The following is a 26,996-nucleotide window of genomic DNA, read 5'->3' on the forward strand; positions in this document are numbered from 1 at the left end:
CCCAGGCGTCCGCCACGCCGAAACGCAACCCCCTCCCAACAGAACACGCGGCTGGAACGGGTCGGCTTTACCTGGGGTGCGCGTGCCATACGCTCGCGCGGGGGCCGGTGTTTCATCACCGTGCCGCCCGGCCCTTTTCGGCACGCGCAAGGGGTCCCCAGGTCAAGCCGACCCCACGCAGCAACCCCCGCGCCCCCAGCCGTACCCGACCTGGAAGCGCAGCCGTACCCCGCTGGAAAGAGCTAAAAGCCCTTGCCGTCAATCAATCACAGCTGGAGAACCCACCAGCCCGCCAACACCCCCGGGCGTCAACGAGACAGGACCCGCATCCGCAACCGCCGAGGCCGAGGCACGATCGCCAAAGCCTCCCGGACCCGACCCTCAACCCCGCGCAACGACCACCGCGACACAACCCCCGCCACGACCACCATCATCTCCGCCCAGGCGAAGTGCTCCCCGACGCACTTGTGCACCCCGAAGTTGAACGGGGAGAACAACTCCGGCACCGTCCGCTCCGGATCGAACCGCAACGGCGACGGGAACAACTCTGGATCGCGATGCAACGCGTAAGGGCTGTACGCGACCTCTGCCCCCTGAGGAAACCGAAAGCCCCCAAGGGAAACTTCCCGCGTGGTACGCAAGGTGAACAGCAGCGTCGGATGCAGTCGCAACGCCTCGGTCACCACGCGGCGCGTGTACTCCAACTCCCGCACAGACGAAACCGTCACTGGCCGCCCGCCAAGCACCGCATCAACTTCGGCCTGCACACCAAGCGCAACAGAAGGATTGGCCGACAGCTCATGGAAGATCCAAGCCAACGTCGAACTCGGAGTCTCGGTACCCGCCATCAGCAGCGATACGACTTCGTCGCAGATCTCCGCATCGGACATGCCCGCGGAAACCAGCATGCTCAACAGATCCGCGCTCGAACCGGAATCCGACCGGTAGCTGGTGATCAGCGTGCCGACCAGTTGCCGCAGCCGCGCGGAAGCGGCGTCGAAGCGCGGGTGGAACGGCGTGACCATGCGCAGCGCGATGCCCTTCATGATCACGGGCATCAGGCGGTGGATCTCCGAGGCGGCGGCACGGCCGATGTCACGGGAGGTCAGCGCGTTCACGACGATCTTGAGCATGAGCGAGCTCATCGCCTTGTCGACCTCGACGACGCGACCGTGCTCCCACGAGTCGGTCAGCGCGCGGGTCTGGGCGACCATCGTGTCGAAGTAGGACTCGACGTGCGCGCGGTGGAAGAGCGGCTGCACGAGCCGTCGCTGCCGTAGGTGCAGCGCTCCGTCGGAGGTCGCGAGGCCGTCGCCGAACAGGGTTCGCGCGCGCTCGTAGATCTGACCACGCGCGAAACCGTTGCTGGTCAACGCTTCTCGATGAAGCCGGGGCGCGGTGATGAAGTAGACCGGTTTCGGGCCGAGGTCGACGCGCACGACGTCACCGGACTCGCGCAGCGACACCAGGAACGGCAGCGGGCCACGGGCCAGCGCGCCGAGGTGCCCGATACCGGGCAGTCTCCCAGGGGCGACCGGAACAGCGCCGAGGTCAGAGGACATTGTCGAAGATCCCCCGAATTCGAGGCAGGTCAAGGTCATAACGCTTGGTGTGCTCGATCCACACGAGGTTCGCGTAGACGTACGCACGCAACTGCCGGGTCAGAGCGAGCGCCGCTTCTGCGCCGAGTCCGAACTCCGCCGCCAGCTCGGGTAACTCGCCCTCGATGTGCAGGAAAAGTCGTTGTCGCTCCTTGGCCCGCTCCACAACGCGATCCACGGCGACTTCGATCGAGCAGTCCTCGCTCGCCGACACCACGAGCACGGTGTTGCACAGCTGCTCGTCGGCGATGTCCTTCTCCAGGCCGTAAATGTCGTTGTGCCACGCGGTGATGTCGGCGAAACACCACACAAGCTCGCGGAACATCCGGTGCGAGCGCAGCGCTTCCGGGATGCGCAGCCCGGACAGGGCTTCGAGCACGTCGGCCTGGAAGATCATCGCGATGGTGTGCCTGCGCAGGCCGAGGAAGGTGGCCGCGTCGGGGACTTCTCCCTTGACGTGGAAGCGGTTCTGAAAGCGGACCGCTTCGAGGTAGTCGAGGAAGTTCCGCGCCACCCGCAGCCGCGCGGCGGGCGCCATGTCCGCGATCAGCTCGGGCCAGAACTCGGCGAGCCCCCTGACGACCGGATCGGTGCCGGGGACCGCGCCGCCGTCAAGGATCGTGCGGGCGGAGCGGATGACCGAGCACATCCGGCTGTCGCGCTCACCCCAGTCGTAGTTGTCGTACTGGTCGTCGGCCAGCGATCCCCAGCAGAACCACTTCATGCCGAGCACGAGCGCGGCGAACCCGAGCGAGGGCGTGGCGATCCCGTGGTAGAGCCCGAACCGGAAGGACCGAAGATGATCTTCCTGGGCGTGGTCGGTGAGGAACCCGACGCGCCACAACCACGCGACCGCCTCGTCCTCCGCCCGCTCCGCCAACGGGTTGACCGCCGCGCTCTGCGACTCGGTGAACCCCGGAACCAGCGCGGACACGCTGAGCTGCGCCACGGCACCACCTCCGCCCAGAAAGACTCCATCCAGCGGATTGACGCTATAGCACACTTTCCATACTGGAAACACGCTTCACGTACGGTTGCGCCAGCGCGTCAACCGCCGTCCGCCAACGGTCACCGCACCAGCCAGCACGGTCACGACGCACGCCACGACGGCGGTCTGGAGCACGCCCGGCCACACGAGCAGCGCGAGCGTCCACAGCACCAGCAACGCCGTACCCAGCGTGAACAGCGCGCTCGCCGCCAGCAGCAGCGTCCGTGCCCGCACCAGCCGGACCAGGCCCGGCCGCACCGCGGCGGGCACCTTGGACACGAACTGCCACAGCACCGCGGCCATGGCGGCGATCAGGATCAGCCCGAACACCGCGTACCCGGACGACGGCCGGGGCAGCCCGCCGATCACCAGGGCCAGGCTGCCGATGGCTTGCAGAACCACCAAGCGCCACAACACATCCCACAGCACCGGTTCCGCGTCGGGGACCACGGGCTCGGGGTCGGGCTCGCCGCGCTGCACCTTCGCCAGCTCATCGCGCAGGTGCTCGTTGTTCGGGTTGAGCTGCACAGCGGTCAGCAGCGCCTGTTCGGCCACGTCCCACCGGTGCGCGCGCGAAGCGATCTCGCTGAGGACCTCGAAGGGGCGGGACTCCGTCGGCGCCAGCTCGGAGGCGCGGTGCGCGGCGATGAGCGCGCGCTTGGCGTCCTCCTCGGCCTCGTGCACGCGCTCGACGGCACCCGAGCCGATCAGGGCTTCGGCGAGCGCGATGTGGCAGCGCCATTCGAACGGATCGGCGCGGACCGCGCAGTCGGCGGCGGCGACGGCCTCGGCGCTGCGGCCGAGCTGGAGCAGCGCGAGGCTAGCCAGCCGGTGCGGCCCCTCCTTGCCCGAGCCGAGGACCACCGCGTTCTGGGCGGCCTCCAACGCTTTTTTGGGCTGGTCGTCGGACAGGTGGGCGGCGGCGAGGCCGCACCAGGCGTCCACGTTCGTCGGGAACTGGGCGGTCACCGGGCGCAGCAGCCGCACGGCCTTGGCCGCCTTGCCGGAGCGGCACAGCTCGGCGGCCTGCCGCACGGCAGCGGCCGCGTGGTCGTCGGCGTCGGCCATCCGGGCGTCCTTCCAGGCAGCGGGCTCAGCGTGACCAGTCTGGCACGTCCGGTGATCACTACTCTCGGAGCCGAGCTGGGAGGACGCCGTGAGGATTCTGATGATCACCGCAGGCAGCAGGGGCGACGTGCAGCCCTACGCGGCGCTCGCGGTCGCGCTGCGGGCGGCGGGGCACGAGCCGGTGCTCGCGGCGGCCACCCGTTCGGGCGAGGTCTTCGCCGGGCTCGGCTTCCGGTTCGCCGAGTTGGACGAGGGTCCGCTCGCGCTGACCGAGAGCGCGGCGACGGAGAGCAAGCTCGCGCTCTACCGCAAGGCCATGGGCATGATGGGACGGATGTTCGACGACGCCTGGGCGGTCGCGGCCGATGGCGCGGACCTCGTCGTGCACCATCCCGGAGCGCTCGTCGGCGCGCACATCGCCGAGCGCCTCGGTGTCCCGGCGGTGATCGGCGCGCTGACCCCGCTCTACGTTCCGACACAAGCGTTTCCGCTGCCCCTGTTGCCACCGTGGACGCCTCCGGCGTTCAACCGGGCGAGCTACCGGCTCGTCAACGCGATCGGCCTGCCGTTCCGGAAGCTGGTGACGCGCTGGCGCGCCGAGCGGTTGGGCCTGCCACCTGGAAAGGGACGACAGGACGCGGTGCTGCACGCGATCAGCGAGCACGTCGTGCCCCGCCCAGCCGACTGGCCCGCGACCGCGCACACCACGGGCTACTGGTTCCTCGAATCCCCTGAGGAGATCGAGCTTCCCGAGATCACCGGAACGACCGTCTACATCGGATTCGGCAGCATGTTGGGAGCCGATCCCGCTCGCACGACCGCGACCGTGCTCGAAGCCGTCAGGCTGGCCGGGGTCCACGCGGTCCTCGCGCGCGGCTGGGGCGGGCTGGCATCAACGGACCTGCCGAAGAACGTGACGATGATCGACCAGGTGCCGCACGAGCGCCTGTTCCCGCTGGTGGACGCGGTTGTGCACCACGGCGGAGCCGGGACGTCCGCGGCAGCCGTCGCGGCCGGGCGACCGCAGGTCCTGTGCCCGTTCATCGCGGACCAGCCGTACTGGGGACGCCGGATGCACGAGCTCGGCGTGGCCCCGCCGCCGCTGCCCGAGCGCGCGCTGGACGCCGGGGAGCTGGCCGCATCGATCAAGGAGGCGCTGAGCAGGGCGGAGGAGGCCGCGCGGCTCGGCGCGCTGGTCCGCGCGGAAAACGGTGCGGGCAAAGCGGTTCACGAACTCGAACAGCTCTGTCGTTCTTCCGGACGATGACCGCGCGCATCGCGGGCACTACGGTCGGCTACGCCGTCGCAGGTACTCCACACAAGGAGATCCAGCGATGAGACATGCCCTCGTCCCGGTCGCCGCGTTGCTGCTGCTGGGAACCACGCCGATCGCGAACGCCGCGCCGGTGACCTCGTTGTCCGCCTTGCAGAGCGCGATCGACAAGGCCAAGTCCGGGGACCGCGTCGTGCTCGCGGCGGGCCGCTACGAGGCCAAGCAGCCGATCAAGATCGCCCGCAAGTCCGGTGTCACGATCGCCGCCGCCTCGGTCGGTGGCGCCGAGATCTTCGGTGCGAACGGCTTCACCTTCGAGTCCTCCGACAACGTCACGGTGGAGGGCTTCAAGTTCACCCACACCGCGACGGTGTCCGTTCCGTCCAGTTCGCACCACATCCGCTTGAGCCGCAACGTCTTCCAGCTGCGCTCCGAGGCGGGCAAGCACTGGGTGAACGTGGACGGCGACGACGTCGAGGTGGACCGCAACACCTTCACCGGCAAGAGCACGCAGGGCGTCTACCTGTCGATCTTCGGGCCGAGCAGCGGAATGGCGCAGCGGACGCACATCCACCGCAACTACTTCCACAACCACTCGTTCTCCGGATCGAACGGCGGCGAGTCGATCAGGCTCGGCGTCAGCTCCAAGCAGCGGTTCTCCGCGCGCGCCCTGGTGGAGAACAACCTGTTCGAGAAGGCCAACGGCGACCCCGAGGCGATCTCCGTCAAGTCCTCCGACAACGTCGTCCGCAACAACACGATCCGTGACAGCAAGGGCCAGATCGTGTTGCGGCACGGCAACCGCACGCGCGTCGAGGGCAACATCATGCTCGGCGGAGCTTCCGGAATCCGCTTCTACGGCAACGACCACGTGATCGTGAACAACGTCGTGAACGGCAGCAGCGGCAACGGGATCACGGTCGGCAGCGGGACCGTCATCGACGACACCAGCAGCACCGGCAACGACCGCCCGGACCGCGTGCTGGTCGCCTTCAACACCGTTTCCGGCACGGCGACGGCCATCGCGGGCGAGAACAAGACCTACGGGCCGGACTCGTGCGTGATCGCCAACAACGTGCTCACCGGCAGCGGCCAGCTCGTGCGGCAGACGCAGTTCGCCAAGTTCCGCTGGGAGGGCAACGTGCTCTGGGGCGGCAGCGCCGGTGACATCCCGTCCGGCGGCTACCGCCAGGCCGACCCGAAGCTCTCCGGCGAACTCCGGCGCCCGGCATCGGACAGCCCGGTGCTCAACGCCTCCGTCGGCTCCTACCCGATGGTCGAGCTGGACGTGGACGGGCTGCGGCGGGACGACCGCAAGGACGTCGGTGCCGACGAGCGCGGTGGCCAGCGCGTCCCGCTGACCGCCTCCGACGTCGGCCCTGGGGCCTCTTCCGAGTGATCATGACGACCGGCTTCTGCTGGTCAGAGCGCCGTTCGTTCAGCCGATCGACTGAACAGGCTCAAGCGCCGCGTCATGCCCGGCCAGCCCGGGCGTCCCACCTCCGCATCGAGAACGGACCAGGGCTGGAGGTCGGGGAACGTGGTTGTCCGCAAGGAGTGGATCGTGGGCTGCCGCGATGTCGCGGGCCGACGGCGGTCGTTGACGGTGCTGGTGAACCAGGGACAGGTCGTGGTGATCTCGCCGCCGGGCGAGGCGGCCGTGCTCGCGCCCTTGGAGGTCGGTGAACTGCGGTCCGCGCTTCGGCAGGCGGCGATGGCCGCGGTGGGCGCCGAACTGTGAGCGAGCAAGCAGGAGAAGAGGCGTCTGAGCTGACCGTTCGGAGCGGGACGGTCAGCGACGCCGCGACAGTGCTCGGACTCTTCGACGACGCGGTGCGCTGGTTGACGGTCAAGGGGCAGACCGGCCAGTGGGGCACCACCCCGTTCTCGGAGAGTCCGAAGCGCGTCCTGCAGGTGGAGCGGTGGTGCGGCTCCGGCGGGCTGCACATCGCCGAACGGTCCGGGGAGGCGGTCGGCGCGCTCGTGCTGCTGCCGGAAGCCCCGGACTACGTGCCCGTCTCCGACGAACCCGAGCTGTACGTGATCGGCCTGGTCTCTGGGCGGCAGGCCGCCGCACGTGGCGCGGGAAGGGCATTGCTGGAGACGGCACACCAGAAGGCGGTGGCGGCGGGGGTCTCCCGGCTGCGGGTCGACTGCTGGGCAGGCGGTGACGGCGCGCTCGTGGACTTCTACGTCTCGGCGGGTTTCACCAGGCTGCACGGCTTCGAGGTCGGGGACTGGCCGGGCCAGGTCCTCGAACGGCGCCTGCGCCGCCACCCCTGACCGGGCCGGCACGTTGGTCCCCTGCTTCCTGCGTGCCGGCCCTTCAGCTCTTCCTACTCACGGGTAGGTAGTGTCAGTATCGAGGGGTGACCTCCTACCTGGTGACCGGCGCGACCGGCTTCGTCGGCGTTCGGCTGGTCGAGAGACTGCTCCTGCGCGCCGCGTGCGAACGCGTGTTCGTGCTGGTCAGGCCCGGCTCCAGGGCGAAGTTCGACGAACTCGCGCAGCGCTGGCCACAGGCTGAGCGCGTCTGGCCGGTGTCCGGCGACCTGATCAGCCCGGGTCTCGGACTGGCCGAGGAGGACCGCGCGCGGCTCTCCGGCGCCGAGCACGTCATCCACCTCGGCGCGAGCTACGACCTGACCGCCGGAGAAGCCGACGCGCGGGCGGCCAACGTCGACGGCACGCGGCACGTCGTGGACCTCGCCACCGAGTTGGGCGCGAAGCTGCACCACGTGTCCTCGGTCGCCGTCGCGGGCGAGCACAGCGGGCCGTTCACCGAGGACGACTTCGACCTGGGACAGCGCTTCGGCTCGCCGTACCACTCGACGAAGTTCGACGCGGAGCGCGTCGTCCGCGAGAGCACGGGCGTGCAGTGGCAGGTCTACCGGCCGGGCGCGATCGTCGGCGACTCGCGCACGGGCGAGATGGACAAGATCGACGGGCCGTACTACTTCTTCGGCGCGCTCGCGGAGCTGTCCCGGCTGCCCGCCGCGCTCCCCCTCGCCGGCGCCGATCTGGGCACGACCAACCTGGTGCCGGTGGACTGGGTCGCTGACGCGCTGGACCGATTGGTGCACAACGACTTCTCGTCGGGGACGACCTTCCACCTCACCGCTGCCGGCGGGCAGCGGCTGACCTCGGTCTACAACGCGCTCGCTTCGGCGGCCGGGGCACCGAGGATCGCGGTGACCGCGCCCGTGCCCGTCCCGGTCCGAGCGCTGGCGAAGCTTCCCGGCCTGGACAAGGTCCTCGGCGTGCCCTCAGAAGTGTTGCCGCACATGGCTTTCTCGGCGAGCTTCGACCGCTCGAACACCGATCGCGTGCTGCACGACCTGCCGACGCCGGAGTTCGGGGAGTACGCGGATCGCTTGTGGCGCTTCTGGAAACGGCACCTCGATCCGGACCGCGCGCGGCGTCCCAGGGAGGGTCTGCGCGGTCGGCGGATCGTGATCACCGGCGCGTCCTCGGGGATCGGGCGGGCGACAGCGGTGCAGGTGGCGAAGCTCGGCGCGGTGCCGCTGCTGATCGCTCGGCGCGCGGAGGAGCTGGAGGCCGTGCGCGAGGAGATCGTGCACGAGGGCGGCCAGGCGCACGTGTACCCCTGCGACCTGACCGACACGGAGTCCGTGCGGGCCACGGTGAAGCGGATGCTCAGCGACCACGAGGGCATCGACATGCTGGTCAACAACGCAGGCCGCTCGATCCGGCGCGGCGTGCTGAACTCGTTGGACCGCCTGCACGACTACGAGCGCACGATGGCGATCAACTACTTCGGCGCGGTGCGCCTGGTGCTGGCCCTGTTGCCGCACATGACATCCCGCCGCTTCGGCCACGTCGTGAACGTCTCGACGCAGGGCGTGCAGCTCGCCACGCCGCGCTATTCCGCCTACCTGGCCTCGAAAGCGGCGCTGGACATGTTCAGCCGGGTGGTCGCGAGCGAGACCGTGGCTGACGGGGTCACGTTCAGCACCGTCCACATGGGACTCGTCAGGACGCCGATGAGCCAGGCGACCTCGGCCTACGACCGGCTGCCCGCCGCCACCCCGGAGGAGGGCGCCCGTCTGGTGGTGCGCGCGCTGACCCGACGGCCCAAGCGGGTCGGCTCCACGATCGGCGCACTCGCCCAGGCCGCGTACGCCGTCACCCCCAAGGCGGTTGATCGCGCCATGCACCTGCTGTATCGCCTTATGCCGGAGGCACCACGGCGCACGCCCTGACCATCCACTGTGGAGGGACGCGATGATGCGGTTCACCCGGCTAGCCCAACGACTCACCCAGCGCACGGTGAACCAGGCGAAGGGACTCCTGGTGCTGGCCAGGAGCCGGGTCCTCGTCCCGCAGAGCCCCGATCGGCTCATCAGGGCGGCGCAGGCGTTGCGCAAGTACGAGTACAGCATCGCGGCCGGTTACGCCTCCGGCGCGGCGCTGCGCCCCGACAGCCCCGCGATCATCGACGAGCTGGGCACGCTGACCTGGGCCGAGGTCCACGACCGGACGACGCGGCTCGCGCACGGCTTCGCCGAGCACGGAGTGCGCGCCGGGTCGCACGTGGGAGTGCTGTGCCGCAACCACCGCGGCTTCGTCGAGTCGATCGCCGCGCTGGCCAAGCTCGGCGCGCACACCGTGCTGCTCAACACCGGCGCGAGCCCTTCTCAGCTCAGCGCGGTGCTGCGCGATCAGGAGATCTGCCTGGTCGTCGCCGACACCGAGTTCCGGCCCTTGCTGGTGAACGCCCCGCGCGGGGTGAAGCGCGTGACCGCGTGGACCGACGGGCCGACCAAGAGCACCACGGTGGAGGAGCTGATCGCGTCCTCGCCCGCCACCGAACTGCCGAAGCCGTCGGTGTCGCGGCTGATCGTGCTGACCTCTGGCACGACCGGAACGCCGAAGGGCGCGCGCAGACCGCACGCCAAGGGGTTGCTGGGTTCGGCCGCACCGTTCCTGTCACGCATCCCGCTGCGCGCCGGGGAGCCGATGCTCATCGCCGCGCCGATGTTCCACAGCTGGGGCATCGGCGCGTTCCAGATCAGCCTCGTGCTCGGCTCGCCGATCGTGCTGCGGCGCAGGTTCGAGCCCGCCGACGCGCTGGCCACCGCCCAGAAACACCGCTGCACCAGCATGTTCGCCGTCCCGGTGATGTTGCAGCGGATCATGGAGCTGCCCACCGAGGAGCGGCAGCGGCACGACACGTCGTTCCTGCGCACGGTGGCGTGCACGGGCTCCGTCCTGCCCGGCAAGCTCGCCACCGACTTCCTCGACGCGTTCGGGCCCGTGCTCCACAACTTCTACGGCTCGACCGAGGCGTCGTGGGTGTCCGTCGCCTCGCCCGAGGAGCTGCGGCTCGCCCCCGGCACGGCCGGGAAACCACCGCTGGGCACGCGCTTGGCGATCCTGGACGAGGACGGCCGGCCGGTGTCGCGCGGGCGGACCGGGCGGATCTTCGTGGCCAACGAGATGCTCTTCGACGGCTACACCAACGGCTCCGGCAAGCAGGTCGTCGACGGCATGCTCTCCACCGGCGACATGGGCTACCTCGATGAGCACGGCCTGCTCTTCGTGGCCGGCCGCGATGACGACATGATCATCTCCGGCGGTGAGAACCTGTACCCGCGCGAGGTCGAGGACGTGCTCGCCGCCCTGCCCGACGTCCGCGAGGTCGCCGTGATCGGCGTGCCCGACGACGAGTTCGGCCAGCGCTTGGCCGCCTACGTGGTCCCCGCCGACGGGGTGCTGCTGGACGCCGAGGAGCTGCGCAAGCACGTCCGCGCCACGCTCACCCGCTTCTGCGTGCCCCGCGACGTGACCTTCCTCGACGCGCTCCCCCGCAACGCCACCGGCAAGGTCGTCAAACGAGAACTGGGCTAGACGAAAGTAGCGAGCACCGCTCACCAAAGGCGCGTTCTTCTGCCGGGTGCGCCGCAGGTGGGGCAGAGTGTGCGCGTGAACACTGCACAACCGCGTCTCCAGCTGCGCCTGCGTCCACCGGCCAACCAGGTCAGCCGCAAGGCGATCGGCTGGTGGGCGATCCAGGCGGCGATCGAGTGGCTGGTGCTCGTCGGCGCGCTCGTGGCGGCCCGCTTCCTGTTCGACTGGACGGGTCCGTGGCCGACCACGTTCCTGGTGCTGGCGATCGTGCTCGGCGCGGCGCACACGGCGGTGATGCCCTTGTGGCGCTTCCGCGTGCACCGCTGGGAGACGACCGAACAGGCCGTGTACGTGCAGTCGGGCTGGTTCTGGCTGGACGCGCGGGTGGCTCCGGTGTCGCGGGTGCAGACGGTGGACATGAAGCGCGGCCCGTTGCAGCAGTGGCTCGGGCTGGCGACCGTGGTGGTCACGACGGCTTCGGCGGCGGGGCCGCTGGAGATCGCCGGAGTGGACCACGACGTCGCGACCCGCATGGTCGACGAGCTGACCGCGGTGGCCGAGGCCGCGCAGGGTGATGCGACGTGAGCCAGCACGCGAACGACTTCGCCGACCTCCCCGCGGCACCGCCGTTGGAGGAGCCGGACACGGAGTGGCACCGGCTCAACCCGAAGGTGATGATCGCCGACCCGCTCAACGAGATCGCCAGCGTGCTCGGCGTCCTCGTGCTGATCCTGGTGGTGCGCGGGCGGTTCGAGCTGGAGTTCTGGGAGACCGCCGTCGCGCTCGGCGTCTCCGGCAGCCTCATCGCCTACGCCATGGTGCGCTGGCTGACCACGCGCTACCGCGTCACCGCCAAGCACGTCGAGCTGCACACCGGCTGGCTGGTCAAGAAGCACCGGCAGGTGGCGCGGGACCGGCTGCGCACCGTCGACCTGAAGGCGTCGGTGCCGCACCGCCTCGTCGGGCTGTCCGTGGTCCGGCTCGGCACCGGCCGCCAGGACTCCGGCACCGAGGACGAGCTGACCCTCAACGCGATCACCAAGGCACAGGCCGAAGCCCTCCGGCTGACCTTGCTGCGCAGGGAAGTCGCGCCGCAGCAGCAGGAAGAGCGCTCCGAACCGTCCACAGAGGACACTGGGGTCACTCCGGTCACGCTGCTTTCCAAGATGGACCCGAAGTGGCTGAGGTTCGCCCCGCTGACGCTCTTCGGCGTGATCGCGGTGGGCACGCTCTTCGGTGGCGCCGCGGCGATCGCCCGGCAGATCAAGGTGGACCTGTTCCACATCGGTCCCGTTCAGGCCGTCGTCGACTGGTTCACCACGACCTCGCTGCTGACCACGATCCCGGTGGTCGTCGCGGGCGCGCTGGTGCTCTCCAGCATCGCGGGCATCGTCGTGTACGTGATCTCCTACTGGAACTACGAGTTGAGCCGGGAAGAGCACGGTTCGCTGCTCGTGCGCTACGGCCTGCTCGAAGTCCGTTCGGTGTCCATCGAGCAGAAGCGCATGCGCGGGGCCAAGGTCGAGGAGCCGCTGCTGCTGCGCACCGGCAAGGGCGCGAAGTGCAGTGCCATCGCCACCGGCCTCGGCACCGGTGAGGGCAGCGGCATGCTGCTCCCCCAGGCTCCGCGCGCCGAGGCGCACCGCGTCGCCGCGGAAGCGCTCCAGCTCGCCGTCTCACCGACGACCGCCGCGCTCACCAGCCACCCGCGCGCCGCGCTCATCCGGCGGCTTTTCCGCGCCACGGTCCCGGTTCTGGTGCTCGCGGCGATCCTCGGCGGGCTGCGGATCTACCTGTCCTTCCCGGACTGGCCGTGGATCGCGGCGCTGTGCCTGCTGCCGGTGTCGCTGCTGCTGGGCGTCGACCGCTACCGCAACCTGGGGCACACCTTCACCCACGACGAGCACCTGGTCAGCCGCTCCGGCTCGCTGATCAGGCAGACGGTCGCGCTGCACCGCAACGGCATCATCGGGTGGAAGGTCACCAGGTCGATCTTCCAGCGGCGCGCCGGACTGGTCACGCTGCACGCCACCACCGGCGCGAGCACCGGCCGCGCGGAGGCCGAGAACGGCGCCTACTCGGTGGAGGACCTCGGCGAGTCCGACGCGCTGGCGCTGGCCGAGGCCGCCCTGCCCGGACTGCTCACCCCGTTCCTGGTCTCGTTCACCGTTGACCGTTGAGCGCGGACGGTAAGGGATAGGCTCACCCGCGTGACGGAACGTCTAGTGTGGATCGACTGCGAGATGACCGGCCTGGACCTGGGCAAGGACGCGCTCATCGAGATCGCAGCCCTGGTGACCGACGCCGACCTGAACGTGCTCGGCGAGGGCGTGGACATCGTGATCCACGCCGATGACAAGGCGCTGGAGAGCATGCCGGACGTTGTGCGCGACATGCACGCCAAGTCCGGGCTGACCGAGGAGGTCCGCCGCTCGACGGTGACCATCGAGGAAGCCCAGCGCGCGGTGCTGGACTACGTGCGCGAGTGGGTGCCGGACAAGCGGACCGCTCCGCTGGCGGGCAACTCCATCGCCACCGACCGCGGCTTCATCGCCCGCGACATGCAGGAGCTGGACGCGCACCTGCACTACCGGATGGTCGACGTCTCCTCCATCAAGGAGCTGTGCCGCCGCTGGTACCCCAAGGTCTACTACGGCCAGCCGGCGAAGGGGCTGGCCCACCGGGCGCTGGCCGACATCCAGGAGTCGATCGTGGAGCTGGCCTACTACCGGCGCGCGCTCTTCGTCCCGCCGCCCGGCCCCACCACCGAGAAAGCCCAGGCCATAGCGGCCGAGCTGGTCGCGGAGCAGACCAAGGGGTAACCCGATTTCGCTCACGCAGGGTGGCACGCTACGCTTGTGCGGCTGCCTCGGCGGCAACGAAACACAATAGGTACGGTGGGTGTAGCTCAGCTGGTAGAGCACCTGGTTGTGGTCCAGGAAGTCGCGGGTTCAAGTCCCGTCACTCACCCCAACGGAAGGGCCCCGCGCAGCACGCGCGGGGCCCTTCCGCTTTGCCCGGGTTCTTGCCCGGTCCTTGTCCGTCCGACGTGGACGGCCTAGCGGTCGCTGGTGAACAGCCGCCACCGCTGCACGAACGACACACCGGTCCACACCATCTCCGGCTCGCACCACGCGCCGGTGCTGCCGTCGCGGATCTGCGCGGCCCGCTTCTCGCAGTAGTGGTGGGACGTGAACAGCTCGCCGGTGGCGCCCGCGAAGGCACTCGCGGGTGCCGCCACCAGAATCCCGGCGACAGCAGCCGCGACCGCGCTCCCAGCGAGAACAGATCTTGCGATTCTTGCCATGCCTCATCTCCCGTCGTAAAAATAAGAGGACGACCCTGAACCCTAACCAAGAACCCTCGTCGACGATTCTGTTCAACTGCGGCATCTCATCTCAAAATGCGACCGTTCCTCTCAAGGGCCGCACAAACGCGAGAAAAGATCGCCGCAACAGCTGAAGGGCCCCGCGCAGCTCGCGCGGGGCCCTTCTGATCTGTCCGTCCTCCGTGAACGGTCATCAACCGGTGGTGTGCACCCTCCACACCGTCGCCTGCAGCGGCGGCCTACCGACCCTTTCCGACTGGCACCACGCGCCGACCGAGCCCTGCCGGATCAGGGCAGCGGCCTTCTCGCACTTCGCTTGGGTCGCGTACACCTGATTGGTCGGGTAGGCGAACGCGCTGGCGGGCGCGATCACGAGGCCACCGGCCAGGGCGGCGGCAACGGCGGCACCGGTGAGAAGGGATCTCGAAACTCTCGCCATGATTCGTCTCCTGCGATGGAAAACTGGTCGGGCGGAACTGTAACCCAGAAGTGCCGGAGGTGAGGCGGAACCGCCAACTTCGACAAATACCACCTTCGACCCATACAGCAGCGCCGCACCCGCTGTTTCGATGTGCGCCGTGCGCGGTCGACGCGCACAAGATCGAAGGGCGCACTCATGAGCAAGCTGAGCGCAGCATGCCTCACGTCGACCGCCACCGTTTCCTGGGACGACATCTTCCCGATTTCCCGAAATGCGTCGAACGCAGAAGACACACGGAGAGACCTGTGCGCGCACGAACCCGGCTCGCCGTCGCCCTCGCGGCGGCAGCCGCGATGACGAGCCTCGCCACCACGGCTGCGAACGCCTCCACCGCCGATGACCTCGCCCGAGAGCGGTGCGGAGTCTCGGTGAAGGACGGCCACGCCGTGATCTACAACCACTGCGCCGAGAACTGGGTCGTGATCCAGATCGACCGGTGGCTCGGCGACAACTACACGAAGTGCGTCGGTCCCGGCATCACCACCATCGGCACCATTTTCTCGGTTCGTGACGCCTGGTACGACGGCCGCCTCTGCCGTCCTGGCAGCTGAGCAGAGACTCGCAGGGCGCGGCGCAACCGCGCGCTCGCACGAGAACGGCCGATTCCCCACGCCGGGGAATCGGCCGTTTCCGTGTCGCGCGCCCGCCGAGTTCGTCGAAGGGCTACTTCTTGCCGCCCTTGAGCCATTCCTCCCACGGGATCTGCCAGTCCCCGAAGCCGTCCCAGGACCGCAGGTCGGGGCCGCCGGAGTTGGTGATCACCACGATGTCGCCCTTCTTCACCGTGTCGAAGTACCACTTGGCGTTCTCGGTCGACATGTTGATGCAGCCGTGGCTGACGTTGCGGCGCCCCTGGTCGCGCACGGACCACGGCGCGGCGTGGGTGAACTCGCCGCCGTTGGAGATCCGGACCGCCCAGTTGACCTTGGTGCGGTAACCGCCCCGGTCCAGCGGCAGGCCGTAGCTCGTGGAGTCCATGACCTTGGTCGGGTGCTTCTCGGTCACCACGTGGATGCCGTTGTTGGACGGGAACTTCGCACTGCCGAGGGAAACCGGCATCTCCTTGACCACCTGGCCGTTGACCTTGACGACCATCTGGTGCGAGCCGCCGTCGGCCTCGGCGATGACCGCGTCGCCGATGGTGATCGTGGCCTTGCGGTCCTCCTGGCCGTAGATGCCGCCGCCGAGGTCCTTGCCGTAGACCTTGACGTCGATGCTGACCTTGGTGCCCGGCTTCCAGTACTCGCGCGGGCGCCAGTGGACCTCCTTGTCGGAGAACCAGTAGAAGGCGCCCTCGGCCCTGGGCTCGGCGGTGACCTGGATGGCCTTCTGCGCGGCCTCCTTGTTCGGCGGCGCGACGTCGAAGATGAACGCCAGCGGCTGGCCGATGCCCACGGTCTGGCCGTCGAGCGGGTTCATCGACACGAACGCCTGCCTGCGCGGCTTCACGGTGCCGAAGGCCGACTTCGCGGTCACGGCCTTGCCATCGGTGCCGGTCGCCGTGGCGGTGAGCGTGTAGGACTTGTTGTAGCCCAGGGTTTCCGTGGAGGTCCACTTGAGACCGTCCTGCGACACCTGGCCCGCGACGGGCTTGCCATCGGGGTTGAGCAGGCTGACCTCGCCGAGCTTGCCGCCGGTCGCGGTGACGGTCACCGGCTCACCCGGCGCCACCCCCTGCGAGCCCTCGGCGGGCACCAGCGCGAGCGTCGCCGGGGTCGGCGGGGTGGTCGGCGTCGAGCCGCCCCCGCTGGGCTGGCCGCCACCCGGCGCGCCCTGACCGCCCCCACCGCCGGTGCACCCGGAGACGAACGCGGCCACCAGCCCAAGAGTCCCCACCGCGAGCGCGCGGCGCCGCCCCAGCACGACTCGATCTTTCGGGCTTCCTGGCACCAACATCGGCGACCGTCCGTTCCGCTCGTTCCCACAGGCTGTGCACGATCCAGTGTGCTACACCACCCGGTCGAGGCGAGTGCCTCGGGCGAAGCAACGGCGCGTAGCCCCTGTCACCTTCACCACTGTTCAGACGCAAAAATCAGTCCGCAGGTTGCTCGCGACGAGCGGCCCCCGGGGAGCCGAACGTAACCTTGATCACTCCCACCGGCCAGGCGGGGGCCCCTGTCCTGCGGAGACACCCGTCTCCGAGGCCCCGAAACCGCCCCTGACCAGCCGATTGGGAACCGCGATACCCCCTGTGCTAAGTTTTCCCCCGTCCGAAAGGGCAACAACAAAACAAGCGCCGCTAGCTCAAGTGGTAGAGCAGCTGACTCTTAATCAGCGGGTTCGGGGTTCGAGTCCCTGGCGGCGCACAAACAAAGCACAACAGAACGGCCGATCTTCCTTTCTGGAAGATCGGCCGTTCTGTTTTACGTCGCTGTCGTCGCGACCGCTGTCAGTCGGTGAACACCAGGTCCGAGACGGCGAGCGCGCCGGTCGGGTTGACGTCGAGGGCGAGCGCCACGGACGCGACCTTGGTGAGGTCGACCCCGGTGAACGCGCTCAGCGGCACGCGCACCTGGTTGAGGTGCAGCTTCGGCACCACGTCGTACTCGCCACTGCTCACCAGCGGGTAGTCCAGCGCCTTGCCGAAGTCCGACGCCTTCACCGACGCGGACTTGCCCGCGGTGTCGGTGAGCACGACGCGGAGGTCCTGCGGCTGGCCCGCGGTGTTGGCCACGTCGCTGAAGTCGACGCCGCCGCGGAACTGAACCGCCTTGTACTTCTGGACGTCAGCGTGCTGGGCGGGCAGCTCGTTGGTGATCGTGCCACCCGTCGCGGCCCACGTGGTCCTGCCCGCGATGACGCCGGAGAAGCCCCATCCGCGGTGCGGTTCGGTCAACCGCATACCGGGCTTGCTCAGGCACGTCCCCATGACCGGGTCGACGCTCGAACCACCGCACCTGATCTGCTTCGCGCCGGCGACGGCGACCTTGCCCGCCAGGGTGTTGGTGGGCGAGCCGTCCTGCTGCCGGTTGACGTCCAGCCGCTGCCCGGTCGCGGCGGGCGGGTGGTAGGAGACGTTGACGGTGGCCGGGGCGATCGACGCCGGAACGCCACTTTCGCCGCGCCACAACGGTCCCAGGGACTTCTCGCCGCCGAGGTGGTGCCGGAAGAAGCCGCCGATGTAGCCGATGCCGACGTTGCGCTGCTGCTGCTCGGTGAGGCGCGTCGGCTTCGACGGGTGGCAGGGCGAGTTCGCGTCGCCGTGCCAGTCGTCGATCGCGCCCTGCAGGCCGCTGCTCGGCGTCCAGTTGGTGTTGAAGTAGTTGTGGTTCGCGCCGAGCACGGTGACGTTGTTGCGCGTCGCGCGGTCGGTGTTCACGTAGTAGCGGCCGTCGTCGTAGTAGTGCACGCCCTGGAGGTCCGAGACGTCGCCGTCGCAGTCAGGCTGGAGCGTGGCCATCGTGATGCCGACCGGGATGCGCCGCTCGAAGTCCGTAGCGGCGAGCGGGAGCAGTGCGCGCAGCTTGTAAGGCTTCTCCCGCAACGCGTTCTGCGCGACGGCGTTGACGACGCCCTCACCGCCCCGCGAGTGGCCCATCAGCCCGATGCGGGTGAAGTCGAAGGACCGCGTCACCGTGACCGGGACGGGGCCGCCGGGCTTGGAGCGCCACTCGTTCCACAGGTCGAGGTGCTTGAGCACCAGGTCGCCGCGCGCCCGCTGGCCGTACTGCGGGTCGAGCGAGTCGTTGCCGTTGATCCCGTTGGCGCTGAGGGAGATCACCGCGTAGCCGTGGCTGGCGAGCTGCCTGGCGACGTAGTCGTAGCCGCGGTGGCTCGGGATCGGCTCGTAGCCGGTCGGGCACGGCCAGGCCAGCTTCGGCCTCGGCTCGGTCTTCGACATGCACGTGACGTGCCTGCCGTGCAGGAAGACCACGACCGGGTAGGCGGAGTCGGCCAGCTTCTCCGGGTGGTAGACGTGCCCGGCCAGCTCGACGGGCTTGGGGAAGCCGTTGGGCTGGAAGGCCTCGTCGCCCAGGTCGTAGGAGGCCTCGGCGACCTTGTGCGGGCCGGGCGTGAGCGGGTCCACCTGCGGCGCGGCGCTGGCCGAGCCGGTGGCCGTCCCGGCCAGCGAGGCGGCCAGCACGGCGGCGGCGGCAAAGAATCCGATGCGCTTCACTTGCCCTCCTCCTTCAACTGGCCGATCGGCTTCGCCTGCTCGTCGCCGTAGCGGACGGACACCTCGGCGCCGGAACGCGGCTGCGGCAGCGCGACCCGGATGGCGTCGAGGTTCTCGGTCGGGATGCCCCTGCCGACCGGCTGGCCGTCGACGAGAACGGTGTAGTCCAGCGCGCGCACCGGGAACTCGCCCGAGACGGTCAGCCGGAGCAACGGGGCCCGGTCGGTGTGCGTGGTGATCTCGTCGGCGACCATCGACGGCCCGCGCGCGACGACACGGCCCTCAGGCGCGCTGCGCACCTTCTCCGCCACGCCCGCCTCGGGCGCGGGAACCGCCTGGCGCGCGGCTGGCTGCTCCGCGACCGGCGCGCGCGGCACCTCGAAACCGGGCTCGGCGTCGGCCTGCCCCCGGCCGCTGATCCAGGACACGCTGGCGATCACGGCCACCAGCAGGGCGGCCACGACGACCACCTTCACGTTCCCCAAGCGGGAACCCCGTAATACACGCACAGTTCTCCCCATGCTCCGAAACCGGACACATCCACATCGAGGACGCCGTCCTCCCGATCGGGGTTCGCGCGATCGGCTTCAGAGTCCCTGATATGCCACCAGGAACTCGAAAACGAATACTTCGGACACGCTCGGCGAGAACCGCACCGATGTTGATCACCGCAGCTCAGGACCGCTAGGGGTGCGCGTGGCTAGGGGTGCGGGGCAGGTTAGGGGTTGGCCAGTCCCTTGCCGCGACTTAGGTTGTGCGATATGGCTGATTGTCGTATCTGCGGCGGCGTTCTCACGGAATTCTACGATTTCGGACGCCAGCCCCTTTCCGATGCTTTCCTGGAGCCGGACAAGCTCGAAGGCGAGTTCTTCTTCCGCCTCGCCGTCGGTCTGTGCTCGGACTGCACCATGGTCCAGCTCATGGAGGAGGTCCCGAGGGACAAGATGTTCCACGAGGACTACCCGTACTTCTCCTCGGGTTCCTCGGTGATGCGCAAGCACTTCGAGCTGACCGCGCGGAAGTTCCTGGAGACCGAGCTCACCGGCCCGGACCCGTTCATCGTCGAGATCGGCTGCAACGACGGCATCATGCTGAAGACCGCGGCCGAGGCGGGCGTCAAGCACCTCGGTGTCGACCCCTCCGGCGGGGTCGGGGAAGTGGCTCGCGGCAAGGGAATCCGCGTGCGCACCGCCTTCTTCGAGGAGTCCACCGCGGTCGAGGTGGCCAAGGAGGAGGGGCACGCGGACGTCATCTTCGCCGCGAACACCATCTGCCACATCCCGTACATGGACTCGATCTTCCGCGGCATCGACGCGCTGCTGAAGCCGAACGGCGTGTTCGTCTTCGAGGACCCGTACCTGGGCGACATCAACCAGCGCACGTCCTTCGACCAGATCTACGACGAGCACTACTACCTGTTCACCGCTCGGTCGGTGCAGGCCATGGCGCGCAAGTTCGGCTTCGACCTCGTCGACGTCGAGCGCTACCCGGTGCACGGCGGCGAGGTGCGCTACACCATCGCGCGCGCCGGTGCCCGTGAGCCCAGCGCCGCCGTCGCCGAGCTGATCGCCGAGGAGACCGCGGCCGGCCTGGCCACGCTGCCGACCCTGGAGGCATTCGGCGCCAAGGTCACCAAGATCAAGGAAGACCTGGTCGCGCTGCTCACCAAGCTGCGCGAGGAGGGCAAGACCGTGGTGGCCTACGGCGCCACCGCGAAGAGCGCGACCGTGGCGAACCTGTGCGGACTGAGCTCCGAGCTTGTCTCCTTCGTCTGCGACACCACGCCGCAGAAGCAGAACCGCCTCACCCCGGGCACGCACATCCCGGTGCGCAGCCCCGAGGCGTTCAGCAACCCCTACCCGGACTACGCGCTGCTGTTCGCCTGGAACCACGCCGAGGAGATCATGGCGAAGGAGAAGGCGTTCCGCGAGGCCGGCGGCAAGTGGATCCTCTACGTCCCCGAGGTGCACGTCCTCTGACGAGACCCGCTCGCCGCACGACGATCAGCGACAGCTAGGACCGGCCGTCCCCTGCAGACGGCCGGTCCCGGCCAGAAAGGCGAGCGAGGGGCTGAGCGCCACGTCCTCCGACGTGGCGCTTGTTCTTTTTCTCCGGCAAGAACCTCGGCAACAAAAAGGCCCGGACGCATCCGCCCGGGCCCTTTCCCAGAAATGCTCAGCGCATCGCTCCGATGACCTCGCCGAAGGCCTCCATCGCCGGTTCCATCACCGTGACGTAGTTGATCCCGTACACCTCGCGGTTCTCCCTGAGCTGTTCCGCGATCTGTTCCGGAGTTCCGATCGACAACGTCGGAGCCGCGAGGATCTGGTCATCGTCAAGGTGCGGGGCGAAACGCCGGACCTGCTCCAGCGCGGATCGCCGGTCCTTGGTGATGATCGTCGCCTTGGAAAGGATGTTGTATTCGAGCTCGTCAGCCCTGGCACCGGCGGCGCGGCGGGCGTACTCGGCCCGCTCCACCATTTCCTCCGCGGTCGCGATCACCATCCGACCGTATTCCGGACGGTACTGCGCCCCGACGAAGCTGACGATCTCGGCGTTGCGCGCCGCGAGCCGCAGCACCCGGTTGCCATGCCCTCCCACCAGCATCGGAGGGTGCGGGCGCTGCACGGTCTTGGGGTGCTCGGGGTCGGTCAGCAGGCGCTGGAGCTCGCCGATCGCGGTCTCCAGCTTGTCCACCCGGCTGGCCGGGGTGCCGAAGGGAATGCCCGCCTTCTCGAATTCCCATTCGACGTAGCCGGTGCCCAGTCCGAGTTCGAGCCTGCCCTCCACGAACTGGTCCACCGTGACCACGTCCCTGGCCAACAGGGTCGGATTGTGGAAACTGGTGTTCAGCACGTAGATGCCGATCCTGGGCCGTTCCGTCGCTTCCGCGGCGAGGATCACGGAGGGGAACGGGGACGGCAGGTTCACGTGCTCGCACGCGGAGACGACGTCGTACCCGAGTTCTTCCGCGCGGCGGCACTTCGCCACCCACTCCGCGCGCGAACACGCTTCGGACACCAGAACAACGCCGAAACGGAACGGCGCAACCATGTCGCTCTCCTGCCTGCCGATCACGCGTACAGCCGGATTACCCCATCGTAACCGCCGAACACACCATTGCCGCCCCGCACAAGAAGAACTTTCAGCGGTTTCCCACCCCCTGGCGCCGCGTGCGCGCGGGGCAGGAGAATGCCCCCATGCCGACGCGCCTGCTGTGGATGGCCAACATCGCGCTCGTCGCGGTGGTGCTGGTGCTGCTCGCGGCCGAGCAGTCGCTGGCCGCCACCTTCGCCGCGCTCGCCTCCGTCGCCCTCTCCGCATACGTGTCCACAGTGGACAGAAAGCGACGGCGCGCTGACTTCGTCGCCGAGCACACCTCCGTCGAGGCCATCCTCGAGACCGACGACCTGTCGCGGTTCCGCGAGATCCGCGACCGGGAGGGCAACGTGCGTGCGGTCCGCGAGGTGCGGCGCACCTACTCCGGCATCGAGCTCACCGAGGCCGTGAAGCTCGTCGAACTCCTCTGACCTGCCCGATTTCGCACCCGTGGGCGATTAGGCGTCAACCGTTTGGGTAACAACCGGGTGGCTCCACCTGCTGGAAGCCGGAACCGGAGGGCCCCGATGATCATCGCTGACGCCGGATCGGCGCGGTTGCACCACAAGTCCGACAGCCACTGGGTGATGCGGGTGGGTGAGCTGGAGTTCCGGATCGAGCACGACCCCGACGTGCCCCCGCCGATGTGGGCGTTGCGGGACACGCTGCTGTGCCACGGTTTCCACCCGTACCCGAGCGATCTGCGCGCGTGGGAGCTGGCCCCGGAGACGACCGCGATCCGCGTGGTGCGCGACCCGGAGTCGTTGCCGCGCAGTGAAAAACCGGTCACACACCGTGTGGTGTACCCAGCTGCGCCGAGAAGCCGCTCCCTGCGCTCCCGCCGACGCTAGCGGGTCGTGGTCGTCACGAAGGGCCGTCGGCTCGTCGTGGTCGGCACCGGCCTGAACGTGGTCGTCGGCCGGACCGTCGTGGTCGTGGGCCGAGGCCGGGTCGTCGGCAGCGCGCGGGTGATGCCCGGCTCGGGCGGACACGCCGTGCGGGCGTTCTCGGTGGCCGAGACCATCCAGAACCGGCTCACCGGGGTCAGCAGCACGAGGGTGATCGTGTTGCCGGACACCCCGAGGTGGAACCGCCCGTTCAGGCAGGCGGCGAGGTTGCCCTCGATCCGCAGCGTGTAGAGGTCGCGGACGTCCCGGTTGGCGATGCGCTGCTGGATCACCAGCAGGTGCCCCTCGGCCTCCTCCACCACGGGCAGGTCGGCGCCGAGGGTGATCCGGCCGAGCGGGGTGACGAAGGACTTGTCGTAGGAGAAGGTCACATCGCCCTTGCTGTTGATGCCGAAGGCGATCGGCAGGAACGGCGGCGCCAGCTTCACCGATCCGTCCGCACCGCACCCCGTCGTCATCACGAGCACGAGCAGGGCGATGACGCCCCGTATTCGCCAGTGCATGGCTCACCCCTGTCAGCGCGGGAGTGACCCATGATCCGCTCGGCGGAGATCACCGAGGGCACGGTGGCGTCACAGAACAGCTCAGCCGGTGCGCTCCTCGATGAGCTTCTTGAGCCGTGCCAAGGTTTGCTCGATCGAGCGGGCGTTGCGCTTGGGGTAGCCGAGCAGCTCCAACGCCTTCGGCGAGCGCGCGGTGCCCCAGTCGAAGCTCTCGGTGACCCTGGTGCCGCCCTCGGCGGGCTCCAGCGCGTATCGCCAGCGGTGGTGGCCGGTGTGCCGCCAGGCGATGAGCCGGTCCGCCTCGAACTCCACCACCTCGTTCTCGATCCGGTAGGGCAGCAGGATCCGCATCCGCATGCCGAACTTCGCGCCCAGCTCCAAGCGCTCGGGCCCGTGCAGCTGCCCGCGCACGCTGCCGGAGCCGTCGAAGTTGGCGTGCTCGTAGGGGTTCGCCAGCACCTCGAAGACGCGCTCCGGCGGGGCGTTGATGATCACGGTGCGCGAGACGACCTGGTTCGCTGCCATGAGGCCAACCTATGTTCAGCGCGGGAGTTTGACCACGGTGACGAAGAAGTCGTCGATGCGCTGGACGATCTCCACGAAGCGGTGGAAGTCCACCGGCTTGGTGACGTAGGCGTTGGCGTGCAGGTCGTAGCTGCGCAGGATGTCCTCCTCCGCCTCTGAGGTGGTCAGCACCACCACGGGGATGGTGCGCAGCGACTCGTCGGCCTTGATCTCGGCGAGGACCTCGCGGCCGTCCTTCTTCGGCAGGTTCAGGTCGAGCAGGATCAGCCCCGGCCTCGGCGCGTTCGCGTGCGCGCCCTCGCGGCGCAGGAAGGCCAGCGCCTCCACGCCGTCGGGCACCACGTGCAGGCTGTTGCGGATCTTGTGCAGCTCGAAGGCTTCCTGGGTCATCAGCACGTCGCCCGGGTCGTCCTCGACCAGCAGGACGTCGAAGGGCGTGAGCGGGGTCTGGTCAGTCATGGTCACCTTCGGTCGTCTGCGCTGGGTCTGTCCGCACTGGGTCTGTTCGCACTGGGTCTGCCGGTTCCGCGACGGCGGGCAGGGTGAAGACGAAGCGCGTCCCGCCCTGGTACCCGGTGTCCAGCCGGATGGTCCCGCCGTGGTGTTCGATGATCTTGCGGCACAGGGCGAGGCCGATGCCGGTGCCCTCGTAGGCCTCCTTGGCGTGCAGCCGCTGGAAGATCACGAAGATGCGTTCCGCGTACTGCGCCTCGATGCCGATCCCGTTGTCGGAGAAGGAGAACTCCCACATCTCGCCGAAGCGCTCCGCCTCGATCCGCACCCGGGGCGGCTGCTCGCCGCGGAACTTCACCGCGTTGCCGATCAGGTTCTGGAAGACCGTGGTCAGCAGCGAGGACTCACCGCGCACCACGGGCAGCTCGCCGGTGCTGACCTCCGCGCCGGTGTCCTCGATGACCGCGGCGAGGTTGCGCTCGGCCTGCGCGAGCAGCTCGGCGCTGTCCACCTCGCGCTGCTCGCCGCTGGTCCTGCCGACCCTGGAGAACGCCAGCAGGTCGTTGATCAGCACCTGCATCCGCTTGGCACCGTCCACCGCGAAGTCGATGTACTGGTCCGCGCGGTCGTCCAGCTGCCCCCGGTAGCGGGTGGACAGCAGCTGGCAGAACCCCGCGACCTTGCGCAACGGCTCCTGCAGGTCGTGCGAGGCGACGTAGGCGAACTGCTCCAGCTCGGCGTTGGAGCGCTGGAGCTCGCGGGCCTGCTCGTCGAGGGTGCGGTGGGCCTCCTGCACCTCGCCCAGCTCGCGCAGGATGTGCCCGCGCATCTCGTCGACGTCGTGCCCGAGGTCGACGATCTCGCGCGGGCCGTGCACTTCGAGCTGGTGGTGGAAGTCGCCGCTGGCCACGCGTCTGGCCTCGGCGCGCAGGTCGGCGAGCGGGCGCAGCACGACCCGCCGGGTGCCGAGGAACAGCGCGACGATCGCGAGCACCAGCAGCACCGCGACCGTGATGCAGACCGTGATCAGGGTCTGCGCCGCACCGTCCACCTGGCGCTGCGAGTTCGCCCGCAGCAGGTCGTAGTGCTCGGTCTGCCGGTTCAGCGCGGCGCGCACCTCGTCGAAGAGGATCTTGCCGCGCGCGGAGTTGCCGGTCTCGCCCGATGCGCCCCGGGAGTGCACGATCTCCAGGGTCGGCTCGACGTAACCGCTGACCCACGCGCGGTTCGCGGCGTCGATCGTCTGCAGGTTCGCGCGCTCGACGGCGCCGCCGTTCTTGATCAGCTCAGTGAGCCTCGCGTGCGCGTCCATCGCCTGGCGCTCGCCGGTCCGGTACGGCTCCAGGAAGTCCGGCCTGCCGGTCAGCACGTAGCCCCGGACCCCGGTCTCCTGGTCGAGGAAGGCGGTGGTCATCGTCTGCGCGAGCCGGGCGGCGGGCTGGACGTAGGTGGTCCCGGTGCGCCTGGCGTCGGTCAGCTCGGTGATCGCGTAGGCGCCCAGCACGATCGCGCTCCCCGCGAACACCAGCAGGAACGCCCCTGCCGCCAGCAACCAGCGCCCGAGGGAGCGCGTCACCTGGGCCGCCGGTAGTTCGACGTCAGCAGCAGCACGGCCACGTCGTCGGTGAGACGCTGGCCGTGCAGGGCCTCGGTCCGCTCGATGAGGTGGTCCAGCAGCGTGTGCGGGGCCGAGCGCCAGCGCGGGTCCTCGGCGATCCGCTCCTCCACCAGGCCGTGGAGTCCTTCCACGCCAAGGCGTTCCGGCCCTCCACCGACGCGGCCCTCGATCAGCCCGTCCGTGTAGAGCACCAGAGCCCAGTCCTGCGGCAGGTCAACGGTCATCGGCAGCCAGCTCGCCTGCGGGTCGATGCCCAGCGGCATGCCCGCGTCCTCCCTGGGCACGGCGACGGCCCGGCCGCCGCTGAGCAGCAGCGGCTCCGGGTGCCCGGCCAGGTGCATGGTCGCGGTCTGCTGGTCGGGGCTGACCGAGATCGTCGCGATCGTCGCGAACACGCCCCTTCGCAACCGCTCCGCGAGCAGAACCTGTTGCAGCGTACGGAGAATCACCTCGGTCGGTTGACCGGAGAGCACGAGCGCGCGCCACGCGATGCGCAGGCACACCCCGACGGCCGCCTCGTCGGGACCGTGCCCGCAGACGTCGCCGATGACGACGTGCACGGTGCCGTCGTCGGTCTGCACCGCGTCGTAGAAGTCCCCACCGACGAGCATGCCGGCTCCACCGGCTCGGTAGCGGGCGACGAAGGTCGTGTGCGGGTCGCGCAACAACGGCGAGGGCAGCAGGCCGCGCTCCAGCCGGGCGTTCTCCTCACCACGCAGCCGTTCCTCGTCGAGCTGGCGCTGGGTCTCCTCCGCGCGCAGGCGCTCGATGGCGTAGCGGATCGCCCGCCCGAGCAGCCGCCCGTCCACATCGCCCTTGATCAGGTAGTCCTGCGCGCCCGTCGCGACGGCGTCGACCCCCTGCTGCTGGTCGTCGTGCCCGGTGAGCACGATGAACGCGACGCTGCCCGCCGAGTCGACCGCGCGCAGCCTGCGCAGGCCGTCGAGCCCGGTCGCGTCGGGCAGTTGCAGGTCGAGCAGCACGCAGTCGACGCGGCGGCCCGCGATCTCCGCCTCGGCGTCGGCGAGGGTGCGCACGCGGTCGAGGCGGACGCGCTCGTTCTGCAGCGCCAGGTGCTCCTCGACCAGGAAGGCGTCGCCGTCATCGTCCTCGACGAGCAGGACCCGGATGTCCCGCTCGCCGAGCCGAACTGGTCCGGGCAC

The 26,996-nt window shown here is 69.2% G+C and carries 27 protein-coding genes and 2 tRNA genes; 15 read left to right on the forward strand and 14 right to left on the reverse strand.

The window, feature by feature from the left end:
• Positions 1-308: 308 nt before the first annotated feature.
• The 3 genes from CCN37_RS06385 to CCN37_RS06395 form a co-directional block, all read right to left on the reverse strand.
• Positions 309-1,562, reverse strand: a complete 1,254-nt coding sequence (locus CCN37_RS06385) for a cytochrome P450 (RefSeq protein ID WP_168200542.1) — start codon at positions 1,560-1,562, stop codon at positions 309-311.
• Positions 1,552-2,550 (reverse strand): terpene synthase family protein, encoded by a 999-nt coding sequence (locus CCN37_RS06390; RefSeq protein WP_086819733.1) that lies wholly within the window; start codon positions 2,548-2,550, stop codon positions 1,552-1,554. Before CCN37_RS06390 ends, CCN37_RS06385 begins: the two co-directional genes overlap by 11 nt.
• 75 nt (positions 2,551-2,625) lie before the next feature.
• On the reverse strand, positions 2,626-3,657 hold the full coding sequence (locus CCN37_RS06395) for a lipopolysaccharide assembly protein LapB (protein WP_086819734.1): 1,032 nt from the start codon (positions 3,655-3,657) through the stop codon (positions 2,626-2,628).
• An 88-nt stretch (positions 3,658-3,745) separates the two neighbouring features.
• On the opposite strand from CCN37_RS06395, the gene CCN37_RS06400 reads away from it, so the two are divergent.
• From CCN37_RS06400 to CCN37_RS06445, 10 genes are all read left to right on the forward strand, one after another.
• Positions 3,746-4,924: a glycosyltransferase gene (locus CCN37_RS06400; protein WP_086819735.1), complete on the forward strand. Its 1,179-nt coding sequence runs from the start codon at positions 3,746-3,748 to the stop codon at positions 4,922-4,924.
• 67 nt (positions 4,925-4,991) lie between these two features.
• Positions 4,992-6,329: a polysaccharide lyase 6 family protein gene (locus tag CCN37_RS06405; protein WP_086819736.1), complete on the forward strand. Its 1,338-nt coding sequence runs from the start codon at positions 4,992-4,994 to the stop codon at positions 6,327-6,329.
• A 141-nt stretch (positions 6,330-6,470) separates the two neighbouring features.
• Positions 6,471-6,671, forward strand: a complete 201-nt coding sequence (locus tag CCN37_RS06410; protein ID WP_030426592.1) for a hypothetical protein — start codon at positions 6,471-6,473, stop codon at positions 6,669-6,671.
• Positions 6,668-7,213 (forward strand): GNAT family N-acetyltransferase, encoded by a 546-nt coding sequence (locus CCN37_RS06415; RefSeq protein ID WP_210407894.1) that lies wholly within the window; start codon positions 6,668-6,670, stop codon positions 7,211-7,213. The genes CCN37_RS06410 and CCN37_RS06415 overlap by 4 nt, the downstream gene beginning before the upstream one ends.
• Before the next feature lie 86 nt (positions 7,214-7,299).
• Positions 7,300-9,153, forward strand: coding sequence for an SDR family oxidoreductase (locus tag CCN37_RS06420; protein WP_086819737.1), 1,854 nt, complete (start codon positions 7,300-7,302; stop codon positions 9,151-9,153).
• A 22-nt stretch (positions 9,154-9,175) separates the two neighbouring features.
• A complete protein-coding gene (locus CCN37_RS06425) occupies positions 9,176-10,801 on the forward strand; it encodes an AMP-binding protein (RefSeq protein ID WP_086819738.1) in 1,626 nt (541 codons plus the stop codon).
• Between the two features lie 75 nt (positions 10,802-10,876).
• Entirely contained in the window at positions 10,877-11,386 is a 510-nt protein-coding gene (locus CCN37_RS06430) for a PH domain-containing protein (protein WP_086819767.1), read from the forward strand.
• Positions 11,383-12,981 (forward strand): PH domain-containing protein, encoded by a 1,599-nt coding sequence (locus tag CCN37_RS06435; protein ID WP_086819739.1) that lies wholly within the window; start codon positions 11,383-11,385, stop codon positions 12,979-12,981. The genes CCN37_RS06430 and CCN37_RS06435 overlap by 4 nt, the downstream gene beginning before the upstream one ends.
• A gap of 30 nt (positions 12,982-13,011) precedes the next feature.
• Positions 13,012-13,623: an oligoribonuclease gene (gene orn / locus CCN37_RS06440; RefSeq protein WP_086819740.1), complete on the forward strand. Its 612-nt coding sequence runs from the start codon at positions 13,012-13,014 to the stop codon at positions 13,621-13,623.
• A 75-nt stretch (positions 13,624-13,698) separates the two neighbouring features.
• Positions 13,699-13,774 (forward strand) — tRNA-His (locus CCN37_RS06445).
• Positions 13,775-13,859: 85 nt separating this feature from the next.
• Here the strand turns inward: CCN37_RS06445 and CCN37_RS06450 are convergent.
• The gene (locus CCN37_RS06450; RefSeq protein ID WP_143261454.1) at positions 13,860-14,108 is read right to left on the reverse strand and encodes a hypothetical protein; all 249 of its coding nucleotides are present in this window, start codon (positions 14,106-14,108) and stop codon (positions 13,860-13,862) included.
• Positions 14,109-14,322: 214 nt separating this feature from the next.
• Entirely contained in the window at positions 14,323-14,568 is a 246-nt protein-coding gene (locus CCN37_RS06455) for a hypothetical protein (RefSeq protein ID WP_086819742.1), read from the reverse strand.
• Between the two features lie 287 nt (positions 14,569-14,855).
• On the opposite strand from CCN37_RS06455, the gene CCN37_RS06460 reads away from it, so the two are divergent.
• Positions 14,856-15,161, forward strand: coding sequence for a DUF6355 family natural product biosynthesis protein (locus CCN37_RS06460; protein WP_086819743.1), 306 nt, complete (start codon positions 14,856-14,858; stop codon positions 15,159-15,161).
• 112 nt (positions 15,162-15,273) lie between these two features.
• Here CCN37_RS06460 and CCN37_RS06465 read toward each other — a convergent pair whose 3' ends face one another.
• Positions 15,274-16,473, reverse strand: coding sequence for an Ig-like domain-containing protein (locus CCN37_RS06465; protein WP_371503688.1), 1,200 nt, complete (start codon positions 16,471-16,473; stop codon positions 15,274-15,276).
• 370 nt (positions 16,474-16,843) lie between these two features.
• On the opposite strand from CCN37_RS06465, the gene CCN37_RS06470 reads away from it, so the two are divergent.
• Positions 16,844-16,916, forward strand: a tRNA-Lys gene (locus CCN37_RS06470).
• A gap of 83 nt (positions 16,917-16,999) precedes the next feature.
• Here CCN37_RS06470 and CCN37_RS06475 read toward each other — a convergent pair.
• Positions 17,000-18,727, reverse strand: coding sequence for a hypothetical protein (locus CCN37_RS06475; RefSeq protein ID WP_086819745.1), 1,728 nt, complete (start codon positions 18,725-18,727; stop codon positions 17,000-17,002).
• Entirely contained in the window at positions 18,724-19,188 is a 465-nt protein-coding gene (locus CCN37_RS06480) for a hypothetical protein (RefSeq protein WP_143261455.1), read from the reverse strand. Before CCN37_RS06480 ends, CCN37_RS06475 begins: the two co-directional genes overlap by 4 nt.
• Before the next feature lie 300 nt (positions 19,189-19,488).
• Here CCN37_RS06480 and CCN37_RS06485 point away from each other — a divergent pair, with 300 nt between their 5' ends.
• Positions 19,489-20,706: a class I SAM-dependent methyltransferase gene (locus CCN37_RS06485; protein WP_210407895.1), complete on the forward strand. Its 1,218-nt coding sequence runs from the start codon at positions 19,489-19,491 to the stop codon at positions 20,704-20,706.
• A gap of 196 nt (positions 20,707-20,902) precedes the next feature.
• Here CCN37_RS06485 and CCN37_RS06490 read toward each other — a convergent pair whose 3' ends face one another.
• Complete coding sequence (locus tag CCN37_RS06490) at positions 20,903-21,781, reverse strand: TIGR03621 family F420-dependent LLM class oxidoreductase (RefSeq protein WP_086819748.1); 879 nt, start codon at positions 21,779-21,781, stop codon at positions 20,903-20,905.
• A 146-nt stretch (positions 21,782-21,927) separates the two neighbouring features.
• On the opposite strand from CCN37_RS06490, the gene CCN37_RS06495 reads away from it, so the two are divergent.
• Positions 21,928-22,257 (forward strand): hypothetical protein, encoded by a 330-nt coding sequence (locus CCN37_RS06495; protein ID WP_086819749.1) that lies wholly within the window; start codon positions 21,928-21,930, stop codon positions 22,255-22,257.
• Positions 22,258-22,353: 96 nt separating this feature from the next.
• A complete protein-coding gene (locus tag CCN37_RS06500) occupies positions 22,354-22,677 on the forward strand; it encodes a hypothetical protein (protein ID WP_086819750.1) in 324 nt (107 codons plus the stop codon).
• Here CCN37_RS06500 and CCN37_RS06505 read toward each other — a convergent pair.
• The 5 genes from CCN37_RS06505 to CCN37_RS06525 form a co-directional block, all read right to left on the reverse strand.
• Positions 22,674-23,237 carry a hypothetical protein gene (locus tag CCN37_RS06505; protein WP_086819751.1) on the reverse strand — a complete coding sequence of 188 codons (564 nt, stop codon included), beginning with the start codon at positions 23,235-23,237 and terminating at the stop codon, positions 22,674-22,676. The two genes, CCN37_RS06500 and CCN37_RS06505, sit on opposite strands and share 4 nt — an antisense overlap.
• A gap of 81 nt (positions 23,238-23,318) precedes the next feature.
• A complete protein-coding gene (locus tag CCN37_RS06510) occupies positions 23,319-23,762 on the reverse strand; it encodes an SRPBCC family protein (protein ID WP_086819752.1) in 444 nt (147 codons plus the stop codon).
• A gap of 15 nt (positions 23,763-23,777) precedes the next feature.
• The gene (locus tag CCN37_RS06515; RefSeq protein ID WP_086819753.1) at positions 23,778-24,221 is read right to left on the reverse strand and encodes a response regulator; all 444 of its coding nucleotides are present in this window, start codon (positions 24,219-24,221) and stop codon (positions 23,778-23,780) included.
• Positions 24,214-25,791 carry an ATP-binding protein gene (locus CCN37_RS06520; RefSeq protein WP_086819754.1) on the reverse strand — a complete coding sequence of 526 codons (1,578 nt, stop codon included), beginning with the start codon at positions 25,789-25,791 and terminating at the stop codon, positions 24,214-24,216. Before CCN37_RS06520 ends, CCN37_RS06515 begins: the two co-directional genes overlap by 8 nt.
• Positions 25,788-26,996, reverse strand: a complete 1,209-nt coding sequence (locus CCN37_RS06525; RefSeq protein WP_086819755.1) for a PP2C family protein-serine/threonine phosphatase — start codon at positions 26,994-26,996, stop codon at positions 25,788-25,790. The genes CCN37_RS06520 and CCN37_RS06525 overlap by 4 nt, the downstream gene beginning before the upstream one ends.

Source organism: Allokutzneria sp. NRRL B-24872, assembly GCF_002155965.1.
Taxonomy (GTDB): domain Bacteria; phylum Actinomycetota; class Actinomycetes; order Mycobacteriales; family Pseudonocardiaceae; genus Allokutzneria.